The 17,762-nt window shown below is 64.2% G+C and carries 20 protein-coding genes; 10 read left to right on the top strand and 10 right to left on the bottom strand.

Translation table 11 applies throughout. From position 1 onward, the window contains the following. Positions 1–21: 21 nt before the first annotated feature. The 4 genes from VWY34_RS17505 (at position 22) to VWY34_RS17520 (ending at position 2,732) form a co-directional block, all read left to right on the top strand. Positions 22–522 carry a hypothetical protein gene (locus VWY34_RS17505; protein ID WP_416544169.1) on the top strand — a complete coding sequence of 167 codons (501 nt, stop codon included), beginning with the start codon at positions 22–24 and terminating at the stop codon, positions 520–522. Positions 523–784: 262 nt separating this feature from the next. Further along, positions 785–967 carry a hypothetical protein gene (locus tag VWY34_RS17510; RefSeq protein WP_027246833.1) on the top strand — a complete coding sequence of 61 codons (183 nt, stop codon included), beginning with the start codon at positions 785–787 and terminating at the stop codon, positions 965–967. 298 nt (positions 968–1,265) lie between these two features. Next, the gene (locus VWY34_RS17515; RefSeq protein ID WP_340546163.1) at positions 1,266–1,577 is read left to right on the top strand and encodes a hypothetical protein; all 312 of its coding nucleotides are present in this window, start codon (positions 1,266–1,268) and stop codon (positions 1,575–1,577) included. A 189-nt stretch (positions 1,578–1,766) separates the two neighbouring features. Further along, a complete protein-coding gene (locus VWY34_RS17520) occupies positions 1,767–2,732 on the top strand; it encodes a LysR family transcriptional regulator (RefSeq protein ID WP_416535035.1) in 966 nt (321 codons plus the stop codon). A gap of 7 nt (positions 2,733–2,739) precedes the next feature. Here VWY34_RS17520 and VWY34_RS17525 read toward each other — a convergent pair whose 3' ends face one another. From VWY34_RS17525 to meaB, 5 genes are all read right to left on the bottom strand, one after another. After that, entirely contained in the window at positions 2,740–3,180 is a 441-nt protein-coding gene (locus VWY34_RS17525) for a low molecular weight protein-tyrosine-phosphatase (protein WP_416535034.1), read from the bottom strand. Positions 3,181–3,328: 148 nt separating this feature from the next. Next, positions 3,329–3,799 (bottom strand): copper chaperone PCu(A)C, encoded by a 471-nt coding sequence (locus VWY34_RS17530; RefSeq protein ID WP_416535033.1) that lies wholly within the window; start codon positions 3,797–3,799, stop codon positions 3,329–3,331. Between the two features lie 53 nt (positions 3,800–3,852). Continuing rightward, positions 3,853–4,209 (bottom strand): DUF2946 family protein, encoded by a 357-nt coding sequence (locus VWY34_RS17535; protein ID WP_340546167.1) that lies wholly within the window; start codon positions 4,207–4,209, stop codon positions 3,853–3,855. Between the two features lie 178 nt (positions 4,210–4,387). Next, a complete protein-coding gene (gene rpmB, locus VWY34_RS17540; protein ID WP_260088093.1) occupies positions 4,388–4,678 on the bottom strand; it encodes a 50S ribosomal protein L28 in 291 nt (96 codons plus the stop codon). Positions 4,679–4,974: 296 nt separating this feature from the next. Beyond that, entirely contained in the window at positions 4,975–6,012 is a 1,038-nt protein-coding gene (meaB, locus tag VWY34_RS17545) for a methylmalonyl Co-A mutase-associated GTPase MeaB (RefSeq protein ID WP_416541918.1), read from the bottom strand. 139 nt (positions 6,013–6,151) lie between these two features. On the opposite strand from meaB, the gene hrpB reads away from it, so the two are divergent. The 3 genes from hrpB to VWY34_RS17560 all read left to right on the top strand — a co-directional run bounded on the left by hrpB (position 6,152) and on the right by VWY34_RS17560 (position 10,869). Continuing rightward, positions 6,152–8,656 carry an ATP-dependent helicase HrpB gene (gene hrpB / locus VWY34_RS17550; RefSeq protein WP_416544170.1) on the top strand — a complete coding sequence of 835 codons (2,505 nt, stop codon included), beginning with the start codon at positions 6,152–6,154 and terminating at the stop codon, positions 8,654–8,656. A 182-nt stretch (positions 8,657–8,838) separates the two neighbouring features. Further along, positions 8,839–9,297, top strand: a complete 459-nt coding sequence (locus VWY34_RS17555; protein ID WP_340546169.1) for an NUDIX hydrolase — start codon at positions 8,839–8,841, stop codon at positions 9,295–9,297. Between the two features lie 90 nt (positions 9,298–9,387). Continuing rightward, entirely contained in the window at positions 9,388–10,869 is a 1,482-nt protein-coding gene (locus tag VWY34_RS17560) for an inorganic phosphate transporter (RefSeq protein WP_340546170.1), read from the top strand. A gap of 117 nt (positions 10,870–10,986) precedes the next feature. Here the strand turns inward: VWY34_RS17560 and argF are convergent, their stop codons facing one another. The 3 genes from argF to VWY34_RS17575 form a co-directional block, all read right to left on the bottom strand. Beyond that, complete coding sequence (argF, locus tag VWY34_RS17565) at positions 10,987–11,913, bottom strand: ornithine carbamoyltransferase (protein ID WP_416544171.1); 927 nt, start codon at positions 11,911–11,913, stop codon at positions 10,987–10,989. 109 nt (positions 11,914–12,022) lie between these two features. Continuing rightward, positions 12,023–13,207, bottom strand: a complete 1,185-nt coding sequence (locus VWY34_RS17570) for an aspartate aminotransferase family protein (RefSeq protein ID WP_340546172.1) — start codon at positions 13,205–13,207, stop codon at positions 12,023–12,025. Between the two features lie 311 nt (positions 13,208–13,518). Continuing rightward, positions 13,519–13,776 (bottom strand): zinc ribbon domain-containing protein, encoded by a 258-nt coding sequence (locus VWY34_RS17575; protein WP_340546173.1) that lies wholly within the window; start codon positions 13,774–13,776, stop codon positions 13,519–13,521. 83 nt (positions 13,777–13,859) lie between these two features. Between VWY34_RS17575 and VWY34_RS17580 the strand changes: the two genes are divergently transcribed. Together VWY34_RS17580 and VWY34_RS17585 are read left to right on the top strand one after the other, a co-directional pair. Next, positions 13,860–14,225: a MerR family transcriptional regulator gene (locus VWY34_RS17580; protein WP_340546174.1), complete on the top strand. Its 366-nt coding sequence runs from the start codon at positions 13,860–13,862 to the stop codon at positions 14,223–14,225. A gap of 50 nt (positions 14,226–14,275) precedes the next feature. Further along, complete coding sequence (locus tag VWY34_RS17585) at positions 14,276–15,208, top strand: DMT family transporter (RefSeq protein ID WP_416544172.1); 933 nt, start codon at positions 14,276–14,278, stop codon at positions 15,206–15,208. Here VWY34_RS17585 and VWY34_RS17590 read toward each other — a convergent pair. Further along, complete coding sequence (locus tag VWY34_RS17590; protein ID WP_416544173.1) at positions 15,190–16,050, bottom strand: ABC transporter permease; 861 nt, start codon at positions 16,048–16,050, stop codon at positions 15,190–15,192. The genes VWY34_RS17585 and VWY34_RS17590 overlap by 19 nt on opposite strands. A 293-nt stretch (positions 16,051–16,343) precedes the next feature. On the opposite strand from VWY34_RS17590, the gene VWY34_RS17595 reads away from it, so the two are divergent. Next, positions 16,344–16,952, top strand: a complete 609-nt coding sequence (locus VWY34_RS17595; protein ID WP_340546177.1) for a GcrA family cell cycle regulator — start codon at positions 16,344–16,346, stop codon at positions 16,950–16,952. A gap of 157 nt (positions 16,953–17,109) precedes the next feature. Here the strand turns inward: VWY34_RS17595 and VWY34_RS17600 are convergent, their stop codons facing one another. Next, the gene (locus VWY34_RS17600; protein WP_416544174.1) at positions 17,110–17,628 is read right to left on the bottom strand and encodes a YHS domain-containing (seleno)protein; all 519 of its coding nucleotides are present in this window, start codon (positions 17,626–17,628) and stop codon (positions 17,110–17,112) included. Positions 17,629–17,762: the final 134 nt, after the last annotated feature.

Consider the following 17,762-nt stretch of genomic DNA (forward strand, 5'->3'; position numbering starts at 1 on the left):
AAGGTGGATTGGAGGGTAGAATTGGACGATCATTTTTATCGCGTAGAGTTCCCTAAAGTGATCCGCAAGTTGGGCTATGTCTCTTCCAGAAGCAGAAAGATCCTTTTGGGCCGCCATGTGCTGCGAAATCTGGGCTTACGGATGGCGGAATTCTCCGAGGGTTCTCCTGAACCTGACACCGATCTGCTGCGTATTCTGCGAGTTCTTCAGGGGTCCCAGCTCCCATCTTCGGAAGCAACTGAACTGTTCTCTGCTCCGTATACGCCCAATGATAGGCCAGAGGAAATTTCCCTAACAAAACGGAAGTCCCATACAGTGGCTTCGGTTCGCTTCTTTGGAGGCGGATCGTCACTTCACTTCCCGCAATCTGAAGGGCATCATAGCACGTTTACCAACGAGACGTCAGAATTGTTGCATTTGGCTGACCGAATTTTTTCTAGAGAAGTCAGAGACACTACCAAATCTACCAATTTGAGCACCAAGCGCATCGTTGATGAGCGGAGCGCTTCTCTGGCTTGGTAGGTGGTGGTGCAGTTGCGGCAGGGGTCAATTTTGGCCCCAAGTTGCTTGAACTCGTAAAAATTGGCCTGCGCCTGCTCGGTGTTCTCTGAACAGGCCCCCGCCCAGTCCCAAGGTCAAACCGCGCCTGCCCTCCCCACACCGCCAAAACGCCGCAAATTCGTCTGGCCTCCTGCGGGCGGGTCGAAAATACGCTATACTGTGGCCATTCCGCGAGACGCGCGCCCCCGCTGCGGGGGATCCCACTGCTCAGGAGGACACCGAAATGGATGCCATCAGAACTGCCGAATATGCCCGAGCGCTCTATTCAGCGCATGGGGACAAGGCCGAGGCCGAAGTGGCGCAGAAAATGCGGCGTTGTCAGGAGGCTGGCAAAACCGCCGAGGCCGAGGACTGGAAGTCGGTCCGCCAGATGATCCTGTCCCTGCGCGGGCCAAATCAGTCCTGACCTGCGCCCGCTGGCCGCTCGGTCGAACAGCTGCCCGAACGGGGGGGCCGGACTATCGGACCGGGCCGCATCGCCATAGCAGATCACCAGAGGGGCCGGCGACCGATGGGCGCGGCGGCGGCTGGGCTGTGCCCGGGCCGCGGCGGAGGCCCTCTTGCCCGTTGGCGGGTTTCCGCCGAGGGCTAACCAGCTGTTTACCTAGATTGAAAGCCTCCGCCGCTTGCGTCATAGTCCCGGCACACGCGGGCATCAGACCCGTTCAGATCAGAGCACTTGCAGATTTCTAGGGACAATGAAGATGAAGCTACTGCTGACTGCCACGCTATGCGCTGTGATGATCACCGGTGCGATGCCTGCCCCCGTCGACGCCGGCGCCATCGAGAAGGCCTGCCGCCAGTCCAACCGCGCCGCAGCCTCGCCGTCACTCTGCCGCTGCATTCAGTCGGTGGCCAATGCCAGCCTCAACCGCAGCGAACGCAAGACCGTGTCGAAATGGTTCAGCGATCCGCATCAGGCCCAGGTCGTGCGCCAGTCGAGCCGCAGCTCGGACGAGCGGCTGTGGAAACGGTACAAATCCTTCGGTGAAAACGCAGCCCGGGTCTGTAGCTGATCCGCTGCGGCGGGGTGAGTTCATCACGTCCAACCCGGCGCCCGGATGACACCGGGTGACATCGGATAAGACGCCCCGCAGGCAGAGGCTATCACGGACCGCAGCTGAGCAGACGATGCGCATCGCCCCTCCCCTTTCCCATCGACGGGACGCAGAACGGCGCCCGCACCATCAGGCAGGACCGCAGATATGTTGATGAAAGGGGTGACGCTGCGCGGGCTTGAGGTGTTCGAAGCGCTGGCCAAGACCGGGTCGGTGGCACAGACGGCCGCGCTCACCGGGCTGAGCCAGCCTGCGGTCAGCCAGCAGCTGCGCAATCTGGAAAGCGCGCTGGGGGCGGAGCTGGTCAACCACGGCCGCCGTCCGATGGTGCTGACCCCGGCGGGGCGCAATTTCCTGGCGCGGACGGAGGCGGTGCTGACCGAGCTGCGTCTGGCGCAGAGCGAATTGAGCGTGGTTGACCTCAACCACCTGTCGACGCTGTCCATCGGTCTGATTGATGATTTCGACAATGATCTGACCCCGCGTCTGGCCACCACGCTGGCCGAGAGCCTGGTCAACTGCCGTTTCAAGATGATCACCGCAGGCAGCCACGACATTCTGGACGCACTGGACGCGCGCGAGCTGCATATTGCCGTGGCGGCCACCTCCGGTGCGCTGCGCGAGGGGATCACCGAATACCCGCTGGTGCGCGATCCCTTCATGCTGGTGGCGCCGCGCGGGATGCTGCGCAAACCGGAGGCGGAGATGGATATCCTCAGCGCCCTGCCGTTTCTGCGCTATGAGAGCAGCCAGCTGATTTCGCAGCAGATCGAGGCCCATCTGGCGCGCCAGAAGCTGCTGTTTGAGGAACGGTTCGAAATCGGCTCGCATCTGTCGCTGATGGCGCTGGTGGCGCGGCGGATCGGCTGGGCGATCACCACGCCGCTGGGCTATATGCGGGCTGGCCGGTTCCATGATGAGATCGAGGCCTTTCCGCTGCCCTTTGGGGCGTTTTCGCGGCGAATTTCGCTGTTTTCCAGTGCCGATTGGGCCGACCGGGTGCCGCGCGACGTGGCGCAGACGATGCGGCGGCTGGTGCAGGGCCATATGATTGACCCGGCGGTGCACCGCCTGCCCTGGCTGGCCGGTGAGCTGAAGGTGCTGGAGGACTGAACCCGCCTTAGCGCAATGTTCTGGCCAGCCCGGCTGCGGCGGCTTCGATCAGATCGAGGCATCCGTCAAAGTCGCGGGTGTAATAGGGATCCGGCACGTGATCGGCGCCATGATCCGGGGCGTAATCGGTGAACAGCCTGACCGGCGTCGTGGCTCCCTCGGGGCGCAGCGCTTCGATATCGGCGAGATTGTCGCCATCCATTGCGATGATCAGATCAAAGCGGGCGAAATCCTGTGGTGTGAACTGACGCGCGCGCAGATCCGACAGATCAATCCCCCGCGCCCCGGCTGCGGCCTGCATGGCGCCATAGGGCGGCGCGCCCACATGGTAGCCTGCGGTGCCGGCGCTGTCGGTCCCGACCTGCGGGCAGAGCAGTCGAAACACGCCTTCGGCGGCGGGGGAGCGGCAGATATTGCCAAGACAGACAAAGAGAATGTTCTGCGTCACGGATGCGGCCTTTGCTGGATGCGCCGCGATTTGGCGCGAGGGGAGAGGCCCATGGTAACGCGCCCGCAGAAAAAGAAAATGGCCAGCCCAAGCGGCGGTCTGCGCGGGCTGGCCAAAAAAGGGCTGTGGTTTCAGATCAGACGGGCGATCAATGCGAGTGTTTCATCGCACCGTGATCTGCCTTGCGCTCCAGATCGACGGGCACGGTCACGGTGACCTCACCGGCCTTTTCGAACACGAGGGTAAGATCGACCGTATCGCCATGCTCCAGCGGTCTGGTCAGCCCCATCAGCATCACATGATCGCCGCCACGTTGCAGCATATGGGTGGCACCGGCAGCAACGGCAAAGCCCTCCTCGACGTGCAGCATCTGCATGACGCCGTTTTCGCCTTCCTTATGGGTGTGCAGCTGCACCAGCTTTGCGGCGTCGCTGCTGGCTGCGATCAGGCGGTCGTCGCTGTCGGAGGCGTTTTCGATCATCATGAAGGCAGCGCCGCTCTTGGCGGCTTTGGAGGAGACGCGGGCGTAGCTGTCTGTCACGGTGATGTCGGCGGCAAAGGCGGCACCGGCAAAACAGATGGCAGCGACGCTGGCGGCAAAAGTGGTCTTGAAGGTCATTGGTCGTGATCCTTGATACGTAGGCTTCGGAATTCAGGTCTGGTGGAGCGCGCTCAGACCGCGCGCAGAGGCACCAGTTCCGGTGGACCACGGGCCCAGGCCGCCAGCCGCACCATGGGCAGGATCGCGGCGGATTCGCCCAGATCGCGCGTCAGCTGTCGCGGCAGGGTACTCTGCGCCGGAAGCGGCAGCGACAGCGCAAGATCGGCGGTGAAGGTCAGGCATTCGGGGCAGTCCATCGGCGGCGAGACCGGCTGGCCGTCGCTGTCGATATAGACCATCACCGGCCCGGTGCCGGTACAGATCACCATCTGCCCCGTAGCATCGCGCATACCCGCCTGCGCGCTGACGCCGGTGACGGCCATCAAAGCGATCAGGGCCAGAGCCAGATATGAACGCAGCAAGGTCATTGTGCCGCGAGATATGCGCCCGCGACCGCGCCGCTGCAAGGCGAAAAAGGGACGCAGGCAAAGCAGGCGCGACCGGCGAGACAGGCACACCAGTGACACATATGAAAACGCCGCGCATGAGGGTCATGCACGGCGTTTCGAAATCTTGTCCCTGCCCGCTGCGGGCCGGGTCTGGCGATCAGGCCTCGGCGGCTTGTGCCTTGGCGATCTCTTTCTTGACCTTCAGCGCTGCGGTGGACAGCTCTTCGTCCTTGGCTTTGGCCAGGAATGCGTCCAGACCACCACGGTGATCAACGGTGCGCAGAGCAGCCGCGGAGATGCGCAGCTTGATACCACGACCCAGAGTCTCGGACTGGAGGGTCACGTCGTTCAGGTTCGGCAGAAAGCGACGTTTGGTTTTGTTGTTGGCGTGGCTGACATTGTTGCCAGTCATCGGGCCTTTTCCGGTCAGTTCGCAACGGCGCGACATAGGTTCATCCTTCGTATCTGGGGCGCCCGTGGATCATTGTTCGAATCGAGCACCAAATTACAAGGGGCGCGGCCATTGGCTGCGCCCGAAAACTGGTTGGATGCGTTTAGGAGGAATCGCGTGCAGGGTCAAGCCATATGAAACGGATTTATGGGACAACCCGTGCACAACCTCCCAGCGGGCTGTTTCAGCACCCAAGGTCTGCGCCCTCATAGCCTGTCTGAGGCGCGGACTCCAGCGTTTATCACAGCATCTGCGCCTGCCGCAGTATCCACTCCCGGCAGCCGGTGCGGACCTCAACCGACGCCCAGCCCGGCCAGCAGATCCCGGGCCGCCGCCGCCGGCGTGATCTGCCCTGCCGCCACATCTTCGGAGAGTTCGGCCATGCGGCTCCGCGCCCAGGGGGTTTCCAGCCGTGCCAGCAGCGCCTGACGCACATCCTCGCCAAACCAGTAGCGGGCCTGTTCGGCGCGGCGGCGCTGCCAGTGGCCATTGGCGCGACGCCAGTCGGCCAGCGCCTGCATGTCGTCCCATGCGGTCTCCAGCCCGTCCTTTGTCGCGGCAGAGACCATCAGCGCCTTGGGGAAGCCATCGGGATCCTGCGGACGTTTGCGCAGCAGGCGCAGCGCCCCGGCATAATCGGCGCAGGTGCGGGTGGCGGCCGGTTTCAGATCGCCGTCGGCCTTGTTCACCAGAATGATGTCGGCCATTTCCATGATGCCGCGTTTGACGCCCTGCAATTCGTCGCCCCCCGCCGGCGCCAGCAGCAAGAGAAACAGATCGGACATTTCCGAAACCACGGTTTCTGACTGCCCGACCCCGACGGTTTCGATCAGCACCACGTCAAAGCCCGCCGCCTCGCACAGCGCCACCGCTTCGCGCGAGCGGCGACCAACGCCGCCCAGATGGGTCTGGCTTGGCGAGGGGCGGATAAAGGCGTTTTTTTCGCGGCTGAGATGTTCCATCCGGGTCTTGTCGCCCAGAATCGATCCGCCCGAACGGGTCGAGCTGGGATCAACCGCCAGCACCGCGACCCGCAGGCCTGCCGCGATCAGCATCATGCCGAAGCTTTCGATGAAGGTGGATTTCCCCACCCCCGGCGTGCCGGACAGGCCGATGCGCAGAGCCTGACGGTTTTCGCGGGCCAGACTGTCCAGCAGGCGGGTGGTGGCCTCGCGGTGGTCGGCGCGCCCGCTTTCCACCAGCGTGATCGCTCGGGCCAGGGCGCGGCGTTCGCCATTCAGGATCCGCGCGGCCAGATCGTCGATATCCAGCGGACCCCTGCGGTCTGCCGTTGTGCCGCCTGTTCCACCGGAATTGCCTGCTGCTGCCATGGTGGCCCTCTCCCCGCTCCTAGGTTTGGGCATTGATGGCGCAGCCGGGCGGCGCTTGTCCAGTGAACATCCGTCGCAGGAGGACAAAGCCGGTGCGCTCGGCGCTGGACCACGCCCGCGCCATTGGCGATAAGGCGGCATGACCAGATTGCCCATTGATGACGCCCTGCCCGAGTTGATCGCTGCCCTGCGCCGCCAGTCGCGTGCCGTGTTGCAGGCGCCACCGGGCGCCGGCAAGACCACGCGGGTGCCGCTGGCGATGCTGGAAGAGCAGCTCTGCGAGGGGCGGATCATCATGCTGGAGCCGCGCAGGCTGGCAGCGCGGGCCGCGGCGGAACGTATGGCCGACACGCTGGGCCAGCCGGTCGGCGCAACCGTCGGCTACCGGATCAGGGGTGAGGCGAAGGTGAGCGCCGAGACCCGGATCGAAGTGGTGACCGAGGGGATCCTGACCCGGATGCTGCAATCGGACCCTGATCTGCCCGGTATCGGCGCGGTGATCTTTGACGAATTCCACGAACGGTCGCTCAATGCCGATTTTGGTCTGGCGCTCTGTCTGGAGGTGGCCGGAGCGCTGCGCGACGATCTGATCCTGCTGGCGATGTCTGCCACATTGGATGCCGCACCCGTCGCGGAACTGATGGCGGCGCCGCTGATCACCTCCGAGGGGCGCAGCTATCCGGTTGAAACCCGCTGGCTGGACACCCCCCTGCCCGCCGACAGCCGCAGCGGACGCGGTCCGAGGCGGCTGGATGCGCTGGTGGATCTGGTGCTGCGCGCCGAGGCGGAGACACGCCCGCCCGGATCCGGCGGCAAAGGCGGGTCCGAGGCCAAGGGTGGCGGCATTCTGGTGTTCCTCCCCGGCGAGGGCGAGATCCGCAAGGCCGCTGCCGCGCTGGCGACCCGGCTGCCGGGAGATTGCGTGGTGCGTCCGCTATATGGCGCGCTCCCCTTTGCCGAGCAGCGCGCCGCGATCCAGCCGGATCCTGTGGCGCGCAAAATCGTGCTCGCGACCTCGATCGCGGAAACCTCGCTCACCATTCAGGACATTCGCGTGGTGGTGGACATGGGGCTGGCGCGGCGCAGCCGGTTCGACCCCGGTTCCGGCATGTCGAGGCTGGTGACCGAACGGGTGACCCGTGCCGAAGCCACCCAGCGGCAGGGCCGTGCGGGCCGTGTTGCAGCTGGTGTTGGGTATCGGTTGTGGACCAAGGGCGAGGATGGCGCGCTGGCCGCGTTTCCGCCGCCGGAGATTCAGGCCGCCGACCTTACCGCGCTGGCGCTGGAACTAGCGCTCTGGGGGGCGGACCCTGGCGATCTCCCGTTTCTGACGCCACCGCCAGATGGCGCCCTGCAGGAGGCGCGCGCCTTGTTGCGGATGCTCGGGGCGCTGGACGACGAGGGGCGGATCACCCCCCATGGCAAGGCGCTGGCCCGGCTGCCGCTGCACCCGCGCCTGGGGCATATGCTGGCGCGCTTTGGCGCTGATGCGGCACCGCTGGCGGCGCTGCTGGCGGAACGCGACCCGTTGCGCGGCGCGCCGGTGGATCTGGCGCTGCGGCTGGAGGCCCTGAGGGATGCCAAGGGGTTTCAGCGTCGCCGGAGCTATCAGCTGAACCTCCCGACGCTGGAACGCATCAAGGGCGAGACCAAGCGGCTGGCCCGGCAGGCGCGCGGTGGGGCGTCCTCTGCGTCGGCAAGCGCTGCGGTGATGGCCGCCACCGCCTACCCCGACCGGATCGGCCAGCGCCGCAAGGGCGATGCGCCGCGCTATGTGTTGTCCGGTGGCAAGGGCGCGGTGCTGCCACCCGAGGACAGTCTGGCGGCGACGCCGTTTCTGGTGGGGCTCGACAGCGATGGCAACCCGCGTGAGGCGCGGCTGCGGCTGGCCGCACCGATCGCCCTGTCGGAGCTGCGCGCCGAATTTGCCGATCAGATCAAACCGCAGCTGACCTGCGCCTGGTCCAAACGCGACCGCCGGGTGGTGGCGCGTCGTCAGCAGTGTCTGGGCGCCATCGTGCTGGAGGATCACATCTGGAAGGATGTTCCGGCGGAGGCTGTGGCGACGGCGATGCTGGACGGCGTGCGCGAACTGGGCCTGCGGCTCAGCGGTGCGGCGGCGCGGTTTGTGGCGCGGGTGCGATTGTTGCAGGCCGATGGCGAGGATCTGCCGGATTTCAGCGAAGAGGCTTTGCTGGCGACGCTGGAGGATTGGCTGCTGCCGATGATGGACGGGGTGCGCAGCGCCGAGGACTGGAAACGCTTTGACCTGCTGCCTGCGCTGCGCGCGGCGCTCAGCTGGGAGCAGACGCAGAGGCTGGACCAGCTGGCGCCGCCGCATTTCACCACGCCGCTGGGGCGTCGGGTGCCGATTGATTATGCCGAGGAGATCCCGGAAATCTCCGTGCGCCTGCAAGAGATGTTCGGCGTCACCCGCCACCCTACCGTGGGTGGCGTGGCGCTGAAGGTCTCGCTGCTGTCACCGGCGCAGCGGCCGATCCAGATCACCCGCGATCTGCCCGGTTTCTGGTCCGGCTCTTATGCCGATGTGCGCAAGGATATGCGCGCCCAATACCCCAAACACCCCTGGCCCGAGGACCCCACGCAGGCGGATCCGACCCTGCGCGCGAAACCCCGGAAATAGCCAAAACTGATGCCGGAACGCGTGATTTCCCCGCGAATTCACGGAACTTTGCGCCTCTTTGGCGCAAAAACCCGCCGTTTCGCAATCTCGGCCTCTTGAATTCCGGCCCCATCATGCCAAGATTGTTCCAAAGCAAAAATGTGCCGGGCATCCAAGCGCCGGCAGCAGAAAGCTGAGCAGCAATGAAGCATATGATGTCCAGTGCCTGGGAGGAGTACCTCCGGCCAATGTTTTTCCGCCCCAAACGGCTGCAAGTCGCCGCCATGTGCTATCGCGATGGTGCCGAGGGCCGAGAAGTGCTGATGATCACTAGCCGGGGCACCGGTCGCTGGATTGTCCCCAAAGGTTGGCCGATCAAGGGCAAGAACGGCCCGCAATCCGCGCTGCAGGAGGCCTGGGAAGAGGCCGGTGTGCGTGAGGCCCGGATCGAGGGTGAGCCGGTCGGCACCTACGAATATGTGAAATTGCAGGACAATGGCACGAAGGAAACCGTGCACACGCTGGTCTATGCGGCAGAGGTCATTGAGCTGGCCAAGGATTACCCCGAACAATCCGAGCGGACCCGCAAATGGATGTCGCCGGCCGCCGCTGCGGATCTGGTGGCCGAGCCTGAATTGAGCGAATTACTGCGTCAATTGTAACAGTTCCGTGATGGAAATATGACAAACCCCTTGCATGACTGCAGAGGGGACGCTAGGCGCGTGCGCAACTTTTGAATCGGGATCGATACAATGAGCGACGCACCGCAGCGACCGCAGTGGAAGACACTGGACCGGGATCTTAACCGGATTTCTCAACTTGAACTGGCGACATCCTATGTGTCGCGCCCGCTGGTGGCCCCCGGCATCGCGCTGGTCTTTATCGCGCTGGCCGGCGTTGGCGCGGCGGTGTTCCTCGGCTCGGCGCCCTCCAGCTTTGTGGTGATCGCCGCGGCGGCCTTCGGGGCCTATATGGCGCTGAACATCGGCGCCAATGATGTGGCCAACAACATGGGCCCGGCGGTGGGCGCCAACGCGCTGACCATGGGCGGCGCCATCGTGATTGCCGCCCTCGCCGAAAGCGCCGGTGCGCTGTTGGCAGGCGGCGATGTGGTCTCCACCATCTCCAAGGGCATCATTGATCCGGCAAGTGTTGCCAGCGCCGATGTGTTCATCTGGGCCATGATGGCGGCGCTGATTTCCTCGGCGCTCTGGGTGAACCTTGCGACATGGATTGGCGCGCCTGTCTCGACCACACATTCGGTTGTGGGCGGCGTCATGGGCGCTGGTATCGCAGCAGCCGGGTTCGGCGCCGTGAACTGGCCTACGATGAGCAAAATCGCTGCCAGCTGGGTGATCTCACCGGTGCTGGGCGGGCTGATTGCGGCCGGGTTCCTCGCCTTTATCAAGGCCAAGATCATCTATCAGGACGACAAGATCGCCGCTGCACGGCGCTGGGTTCCGGTACTGGTGGGCATCATGGCGGGGGCCTTTGCCTCTTATCTGGCGCTGAAGGGGCTGAAAAAGATCATCAAGATCGACCTGGAGATTGCGCTGCTGATCGGGGCCGCTGTCGGCGCGATGAGCTATGTGATCACCGCACCGCTGATCAAGCGCCAGTCGGAGGGGATGGAGAACCGCAACAAATCGCTGAAGGTGCTGTTTTCGATCCCGCTGGTGATCTCGGCTGCACTTCTGTCGTTTGCTCATGGCGCCAATGATGTGGCCAATGCGGTGGGTCCGCTGGCGGCGATCGTGCACACAACGGAATTTGGCGATATCGCCTCCAAAGTGGCGATTCCGACCTGGGTCATGGTGATCGGGGCCTTTGGCATCTCCTTTGGCCTGTTCCTCTTTGGTCCCAAGCTGATCCGCATGGTCGGCAGCCAGATCACCAAGCTCAATCCGATGCGCGCCTATTGCGTATCGCTGTCGGCCGCGATCACCGTGATCGTGGCCAGCTGGCTGGGCCTGCCGGTCTCCTCCACCCATATTGCGGTGGGGGCTGTGTTTGGCGTCGGTTTCTTCCGGGAATGGCATATGGAGCGCCGCCTGCGCAACAGCTCCGCCACCCAACCCGAAACCAAGCGGATTGCACCGGAAGAGCGCCGTCGCCGCAAACTGGTGCGCCGCAGCCATTTCATGACCATTGCTGCCGCATGGGTGATCACCGTGCCCGCCGCGGCACTGCTGTCGGGCTGCGTGTTCCTGGCGCTGACCGCGATCACAATGTGATCCCAGCCCTGGGCTATAGTCCCGGCCCGAAGCCCCAGCCTGAAATGGAAAAACCGCCGCATCCTGGCCGGATGCGGCGGTTTTTTGTTGGCCTATTCGCGGGATGAGGCGAGTGGTTCAGGCCCCGAGGCAATAGCGCATGATCGCCTTTTGTGCGTGCAGGCGGTTTTCAGCCTCGTCAAAGATCACCGATTGCGGGCCATCCATCACGGCGGAGGTGACCTCCTCTTCGCGGTGGGCCGGCAGGCAGTGCATGAACAGCGCATCGGGTTTGGCATGGGCCATCAGCGCATCGTTCACCTGATAGCTGCGCAGCATATTGTGGCGGCGCTCCTTGGACGACTGACTGTCGTGCATCGAGACCCAGGTGTCGGCCACCACCAGATCGGCGCCCTCGACCGCTTTCTGGGCGTCGCGCTCGATGATGACCTGCGAGCCTGCGTTGCGGGCGAGGCCGATGAACTCAGGCTCCGGGTCGAGCTGGGCCGGACCGGTGAAAGTGAAATCAAAGCCGAATTGTGCGGCCGCATGCAGGTAGGAGGCGCAAACATTGTTGCCGTCGCCGCACCAGACGACTTTCTTGCCCTTGATGGGGCCGCGATGCTCCTCATAGGTCAGCACATCGGCCATGATCTGGCAGGGGTGGGTGCGGTCGGTCAGCCCGTTGATCACCGGCACCGAGGCATATTCGGCCATTTCGGTCAGCACGGTTTCATCAAAGGTGCGGATCATGATCATATCGACATAGCGGCTGAGCACGCGGGCGGTGTCGGCGATGGTTTCGCCGTGGCCGAGCTGCATGTCGCTGCCCGACAGCACCATGGTCTGCCCGCCCATCTGCCGCACGCCCACATCAAAGGAGACGCGGGTCCGGGTCGAGGGTTTTTCGAAGATCAGCGCAACCATCCGGTCCTTCAGCGGCAGTTCATCGTCAAGGGCGGCCTTCGGGCGGCCCTGGCGGGCATCCTTGGTGATCCGGGCCTGGTCGATGATCCCGCGCAGATCGGCGGCATCGGTTTTGTGAATGTCGAGAAAGTGGTTCATGTCGGATATCGCTTTCGGTTGTCTTTGGAGGCGGCGGCACCGCATCCCTGGGCCGGTCAAGGCGGGGGCCAGCCCCCGCACCCCCGGAGTATTTCGGGAAAGATGACGGCTAGGCCTCGGCGCTGGCGGTCAGCGCGGTGGCGGCCTGATCGAGACGGGCGAAGGCCTCTCCAATGTCCTCATCGGTGAGGGTCAGCGGCGGCAGCAGGCGGATCACATTGTCGGCGGCCGGAACCGTGACCACCTCGGCCGCATAGCCGGCATTGACCACGTCGATATTGGCCGCCACGCATTTCAGCCCCAGCATCAGGCCGGTGCCGCGCACCTCCTCGAAGACCTCGGGATGGGCGGCCACCAGCCCTTCGAGTTTCTGACGCAGGAGACCTGCCTTGCGGTTGACCTCGGCCAGAAAGGCAGGGTCGGAGACGTGATCCATCACCGCGCAGCCCACCGCACAGCCCAGCGGGTTGCCGCCATAGGTGGAGCCATGGGTGCCTGCGGTCATGCCGCTCGCAGCCTCCTCCGTGGCAAGCACTGCGCCCAGCGGGAAACCGCCGCCGATGCCCTTGGCCACCATCATGATGTCGGGGGTGATGCCTGCCCATTCATGGGCAAACAGCTTGCCGGTACGACCCACACCGCATTGCACCTCGTCGAGGATCAGCAGCAGGCCGTGATCGTCACAGATCTGACGCAGCGCCTTCAGCTCTGCATCCGGCACCGGGCGGATGCCGCCCTCGCCCTGCACCGGTTCGATCAGGATCGCGGCGGTCTTGTCGCTGATGGCATCGGTGACCGCATCGAGATCGCCGAAGGTAAGATGGACAAAGCCGGGCAGCATCGGGCCGAAGCCCTTGGTCATTTTTTCAGAGCCCGCGGCTGAGATGCCTGCGGCGGAGCGGCCATGGAAGGCACCGGAGAAGGTGATGATCTCCACCCGCTCGGGCTGATCGTTTTCATAGAAATACTTGCGCGCCATTTTCACGGCGAGTTCGCAGGCCTCGGTGCCGGAGTTGGTGAAGAACACGGTGTCGGCAAAGCTGTGTTCCACCAGCCGGTCGGCTAGCGCCTGCTGCTGCGGGATGTGGTAGAGGTTGGAGACATGCCAGAGGTTTTCGGCCTGTTCCGTCAGCGCCTTGACCAGAGCCGGATGGGCGTGGCCCAGCGCATTGACCGCAATGCCGGCGGCGAGGTCCAGAAAACGTCGCCCGTCAGCCTCGATCAGCCAGGCGCCCTCGCCCTTCACAAAGCTGAGCGGCGCGCGATTATAGGTTGGCAGAACGGAGGGGATCATCTGGATCTTCCTTTTGGGCATGATGGGCCAAGCAGTGACGCAGCCGGGCCGCGGGGTCAACGATTTTGGGCGTGATTCTTGAGGTCTTGGGGCATGCCGATGAGCTTTGATCAGGCACGCGGGATCGGGGCCGGTTACGCGCTTTGGCGTCGGCGTCGCAGCAGGGAGATATGTGCAGCGGTGATCATGACCGCGTCCATAACGGAGGTTTTGACAAAAGAAAAGACCATTTGTGAAGCCATATGCGACAAAGCGGCACCCCGGGGTGCCACAGTCGGCGCTCTTGCTCGGGGCCGGCCGCTTTGCCGGTGTTATGCGCGCCGCCAGCGGTCCAGCCGACCCATGCCGCGGGTGAAGGCCCAGGCCAGAATGCGCGGCATCCCCTTGGCTTCAAGCGCATCGACGCAGTGGGCCTGAAACTCGGCAAGGCTGGCACCGGGGTGCCGGAAGCTGCCGTTTTCATAACAGAGTGAACAATATGTCCCGCTGCGGCTGCCGTCCGCCTCGCTGCCGCCGCCCTCGGGATCCTTGCTGAGCGGCATTCCGCAGCTTTGACACTTGGGACCCATGTCACACCTCTTGATCCGGTTTCACTTCCGGATTATGCTCAAAACCATGGAGTTGAGTCAATTGTTTTCAGGGAGGCCACAGGGTGCGGATCGGTGAACTGGCGCGGCTGAGCGGTGTCAGCCGTGACACGCTGCGATTTTACGAGCGTCAGGGGCTGATCCATTCGGCGCCGGGAGCGGAACCGACCAACAGCTACCGGGATTATCCTGAGGAGGCGCTGATCACGCTGGAACAGATCGCCGATGCGCAGGCCGCGGGCATCAGCATTGCGGATCTTGCCATCCTGCTGAGCCAGCTGGAAGCGGCGGAGCCGGAGAGTTTCGATGGGGTTGCCTTTCTTGACAGCCGGATTGCCGAGGTCGAGGCCCGTATCCAGCGGGCGGAGCGGTTCCTGACCAGCCTGCGCCAGGCCCGCGATGCGCTAGAGGCGGCACCGTTTCGACGCTGAGCAACCCGTTTTGGCTTGCCAAGGCGGCACCGCTGGCGCATCGCTGGCCCATGCACCGGACCATATCGCCCAATCCCGCTCTTGCCGCCGTCTTCATCCTGGTGGCCACAGTTTTCATCGCAGGCACCACCCTGATCGCAAAGGCTTTGGGGACCGAGGCATCGGGTGTGCCGCTGCATCCGCTTCAGATCAGTTTCGGGCGCTTTGCCTTTGCGTTTCTGGCGATCACGACCGTGGTCGCGCTGCGGCGACCCCGGTTCACCCGCCCGCATTGGGGGCTGCATCTCGGGCGCACCAGCTTTGGCTGGATGGGGGTGACGCTGATGTTTGCCTCGGTGGCCTATATCCCGCTGGCGGATGCCACCGCGATCACCTTTTTGAACCCGGTCTTTGCGATGCTGCTGGCGATTCCGCTGCTGGGAGAGCGGGTTGGTCCCTGGCGATGGGCGGCGGCGGCGATTGCGCTGCTGGGCGCGATGATCCTGCTGCGCCCGACCCCGGCGAGTTTTCAGCCCGCCAGCCTGCTGGCGCTGGCGGCGGCTGCGGTGATGGGGCTGGAGCTGATCTTTATCAAGCGGCTGGCCGGGCGCGAGCGGCCGTTGCAGATCCTGTGGGTCAACAATCTTCTGGGCACGGTGATTGCCTGTAGCGCGGTGGTCGCGGTCTGGCAGCCTCCCTCGGCAGAGCAATGGGCGCTGATGGCGGCGCTCGGCTGTATGATGGCCTGCGCTCAGGGCTGTTTCATCAACGGGATCGCGCGGGCGGATGCGTCATTTGTGGCGCCTTTCAGCTATGCGACGCTGATCTTTGCCACGCTCTATGATCTTGCGGTGTTTGCGGTGGTCCCGGATGCGGTCACCGTGCTGGGGGCGGTCATCATTCTGGCGGGCGCGGCGCTACTGGCCTGGCGCGAGGGACGACAGCGCCCCCCGACCCTGCACGTGGATCCGGGCGCGCAGGCGGATCAGGATTTCAGCCGGTAACCGCTGCGCAGCATCAGCCAGGCCAATGTGCCGATGGCGAGGCTTGCGAGGCTGCAGACCACAAGCCCGAGCACCGGCGAACTGTCGGAGGTGCCGATCACGCCGAATCGCACGCCGTCGATCAGGTAGAACACCGGATTGAGATGCGACAGCAGCCGCAGCACTGGTGGCAGCGACTGCACCGAGTAGAACGTGCCGGAGAGAAAGGCGAGCGGCGTCACGATGAAATTGGTGATCGCTGCCATCTGGTCGAACTTCTCGGCGAAGACCCCGGCAACAATGCCAAGCCCACCGAGGAATACCGCGCCCAGCACCACAAAGAGCAGCGCTATCAAAGGGTGTTCCGGCACCACGCCAAGCACCAGCATGAGGCCAGTGCCGATGCCGAGGGCCACCAGAACGCCTCGCGCGACCGCGCCGGCCAGATAGCCCAGCAGGATTTCAACCCCGGACAGCGGCGGCATCAGCGTGTCGACGATATTGCCCTGCACCTTGGTGATCACGATGGAGGAGGAGGTATTGGCAAAGGCATTTTGGATCACCGTCATCATCATGATGCCGGGCGCCAGAAATACGATGAAGGGCACGCCCATCACATCGCCCCGCCCCGGCCCGATGGCAATGTTGAAGATCATCAGGAACAGCGCGGCAGTGACCATTGGCGCCAGCAGGGTCTGGGTCCAGACCACCAGAAACCGGGTAACCTCGCGCCGTGCCAGGGTGCGCAGGCCAAGCCAGTTCACCCGCCCGAACCGGCGTTCTCCGAGGGCGATACCTGGTGAGACAGGTGACTCTGCCTGTGCTGCGGCCCCTGCCGGGGTCTGCGGTGTATCCTGTGCCATGTCCGACCTCTTTCACTCTGTGCGGGCCAATCCCCCACCGGTCCGGCGACCTCGGGGGTGGTCACGGCCTTCGTAACCGGTCGCAGGCGCGCGTCAACCCGTGCTGCGCCCTTTGCCGGGGCTGATCGTCGAGCCTGATGGATAGGCTTGTCGCCGCAGATGGCCCGGCAGACCCCTGACAAGCGCAAGACGCTCTTGTAACTCGGGGCGCAGTGATTAGAATAGGGGCTTGTTACGGAATTCGATGGCGGCCGCAGGTTCCTGGGGCCGCTTTTAGCTTGGAAAGGCAACAGATGTCCTGGACAGACGAGCGCGTCGAACTGCTCAAGAAAATGTGGGGCGAAGGGCAATCTGCAAGCCAGATCGCCAAGGAACTCGGCGGCGTGACACGCAACGCCGTGATTGGCAAGGTGCATCGCCTGGGACTGTCCAACCGCAACAGCGGTACGGCCAAACCGGCAGCCGAGCCCAAGGAAAAGCCCGCCGCCGCGCCAAAGCCAGCGCCAGCCGCCGCCGCTGCGGCTCCGGCCAAGCCCAAGCCGCAGCCCAAGACCGAACCGGCCCGCCCGGTAACGCCCGAGCCTGCGGCCACCGGCGACGCCCGGAGCGCAACGCCTGCGCGCCGTCAGATCATCCCGGCCGGACAGCCGCTGCCGCCGCAGCCCTCGGCCAATGAGATCAGCCCAGAAGCGCTGGCCAAGGTCAATGAGATCGAGAAGAAGGCCAAGAAGCTGTCGCTGATGGAGCTGACCGAGCGGACCTGCAAATGGCCCGTAGGTGACCCCGCGACCGAAGATTTCTGGTTCTGTGGCCTGCCGGTCCAGCAGGGCAAACCCTATTGCGAAGCGCATGTTGGCGTGGCCTTCCAGCCGATGAGCGCGCGCCGCGACCGCAAACGCTGAACCGCCTGAAACCACCTGCCAGCTGGCCTTGGGTCTGAGCGGCAGGTCGTGTGATGTGAAACAGCGCCCCGGATGTCTCCGGGGCGCTGTTTTCATGCTGGGGGGAAGCGGTTCGAGGCCCCTCCCCCCGCGCCCGCAGGCGGGCGATCAGATCGGATCAGCCTTTCTCCGGCGCCGAGGATGTGAAGTTGGGGATCACGCTCTTGGAGGCATCGGCGGGTTCGATTTCGGGCCAGTTGCCCTCGGCGAGGTTGATGTTGCCGGGAATATCCGCTTCCCAGAAGCCGACGACGTTCTTGGTGATGTTGAGATAGAGTTTGTCATCCACGATGCGCCAGAGGTTCGGGTTGCCCGGAACCTTGCCGCCCTTGGAAACGCCATAGGCACAGTGGCCATCATATTGCGGCGCGTAATACTCGGGGTTGGCAGCAAATTTATCGCGGTTCTCGGCGCTGGAGAAGGCGAAAGTGGCGCCGTTATGCTCAACTGTGAAGGCGGCATTGCCGGGCACCGCTGCGGGCTGGGCGTTGCCGACAGGGTTCTGCGCCAGATCACGATAGGCCACCACATCGTAGCCCGAAACGGCAAAGCCGGTGTTGTCGACATATTGATCCCCGGCAAAGGCAGGCAGACCAAAGGAGGCAGCGGCCAGGGCGGCAAAGAGAATGCGTTTCATAGACTATCCTTTTCAAAGGCGCGGGCCATCGGACCCGACAGAAGCGGAACGCCGACCATCCGGGCCGGGCTGTTCAGACAGTAGCCAGAGATCGCAGGCGATGCGAAGGGGGGCTCACGTCCCTGTGTCCAGTG

It is taken from the genome of Phaeobacter sp. JH20_02 (assembly GCF_048056915.1).
Classification (GTDB): domain Bacteria; phylum Pseudomonadota; class Alphaproteobacteria; order Rhodobacterales; family Rhodobacteraceae; genus Phaeobacter; species Phaeobacter bryozoorum.

Coding starts and splice junctions, on each gene's coding strand:
- VWY34_RS17510 (WP_027246833.1), top strand. CDS start 785: ATGGATGCCATCAGAACTGCCGAATATGCCCGAGCGCTCTATTCAGCG.
- VWY34_RS17515 (WP_340546163.1), top strand. CDS start 1,266: ATGAAGCTACTGCTGACTGCCACGCTATGCGCTGTGATGATCACCGGT.
- VWY34_RS17520 (WP_416535035.1), top strand. CDS start 1,767: ATGTTGATGAAAGGGGTGACGCTGCGCGGGCTTGAGGTGTTCGAAGCG.
- VWY34_RS17530 (WP_416535033.1), bottom strand. CDS start 3,799: ATGACCTTCAAGACCACTTTTGCCGCCAGCGTCGCTGCCATCTGTTTT.
- VWY34_RS17535 (WP_340546167.1), bottom strand. CDS start 4,209: ATGACCTTGCTGCGTTCATATCTGGCTCTGGCCCTGATCGCTTTGATG.
- rpmB (WP_260088093.1), bottom strand. CDS start 4,678: ATGTCGCGCCGTTGCGAACTGACCGGAAAAGGCCCGATGACTGGCAAC.
- meaB (WP_416541918.1), bottom strand. CDS start 6,012: ATGGCAGCAGCAGGCAATTCCGGTGGAACAGGCGGCACAACGGCAGAC.
- hrpB (WP_416544170.1), top strand. CDS start 6,152: ATGACCAGATTGCCCATTGATGACGCCCTGCCCGAGTTGATCGCTGCC.
- VWY34_RS17555 (WP_340546169.1), top strand. CDS start 8,839: ATGAAGCATATGATGTCCAGTGCCTGGGAGGAGTACCTCCGGCCAATG.
- VWY34_RS17560 (WP_340546170.1), top strand. CDS start 9,388: ATGAGCGACGCACCGCAGCGACCGCAGTGGAAGACACTGGACCGGGAT.
- argF (WP_416544171.1), bottom strand. CDS start 11,913: ATGAACCACTTTCTCGACATTCACAAAACCGATGCCGCCGATCTGCGC.
- VWY34_RS17570 (WP_340546172.1), bottom strand. CDS start 13,207: ATGATCCCCTCCGTTCTGCCAACCTATAATCGCGCGCCGCTCAGCTTT.
- VWY34_RS17575 (WP_340546173.1), bottom strand. CDS start 13,776: ATGGGTCCCAAGTGTCAAAGCTGCGGAATGCCGCTCAGCAAGGATCCC.
- VWY34_RS17585 (WP_416544172.1), top strand. CDS start 14,276: ATGCACCGGACCATATCGCCCAATCCCGCTCTTGCCGCCGTCTTCATC.
- VWY34_RS17590 (WP_416544173.1), bottom strand. CDS start 16,050: ATGGCACAGGATACACCGCAGACCCCGGCAGGGGCCGCAGCACAGGCA.
- VWY34_RS17595 (WP_340546177.1), top strand. CDS start 16,344: ATGTCCTGGACAGACGAGCGCGTCGAACTGCTCAAGAAAATGTGGGGC.
- VWY34_RS17600 (WP_416544174.1), bottom strand. CDS start 17,628: ATGAAACGCATTCTCTTTGCCGCCCTGGCCGCTGCCTCCTTTGGTCTG.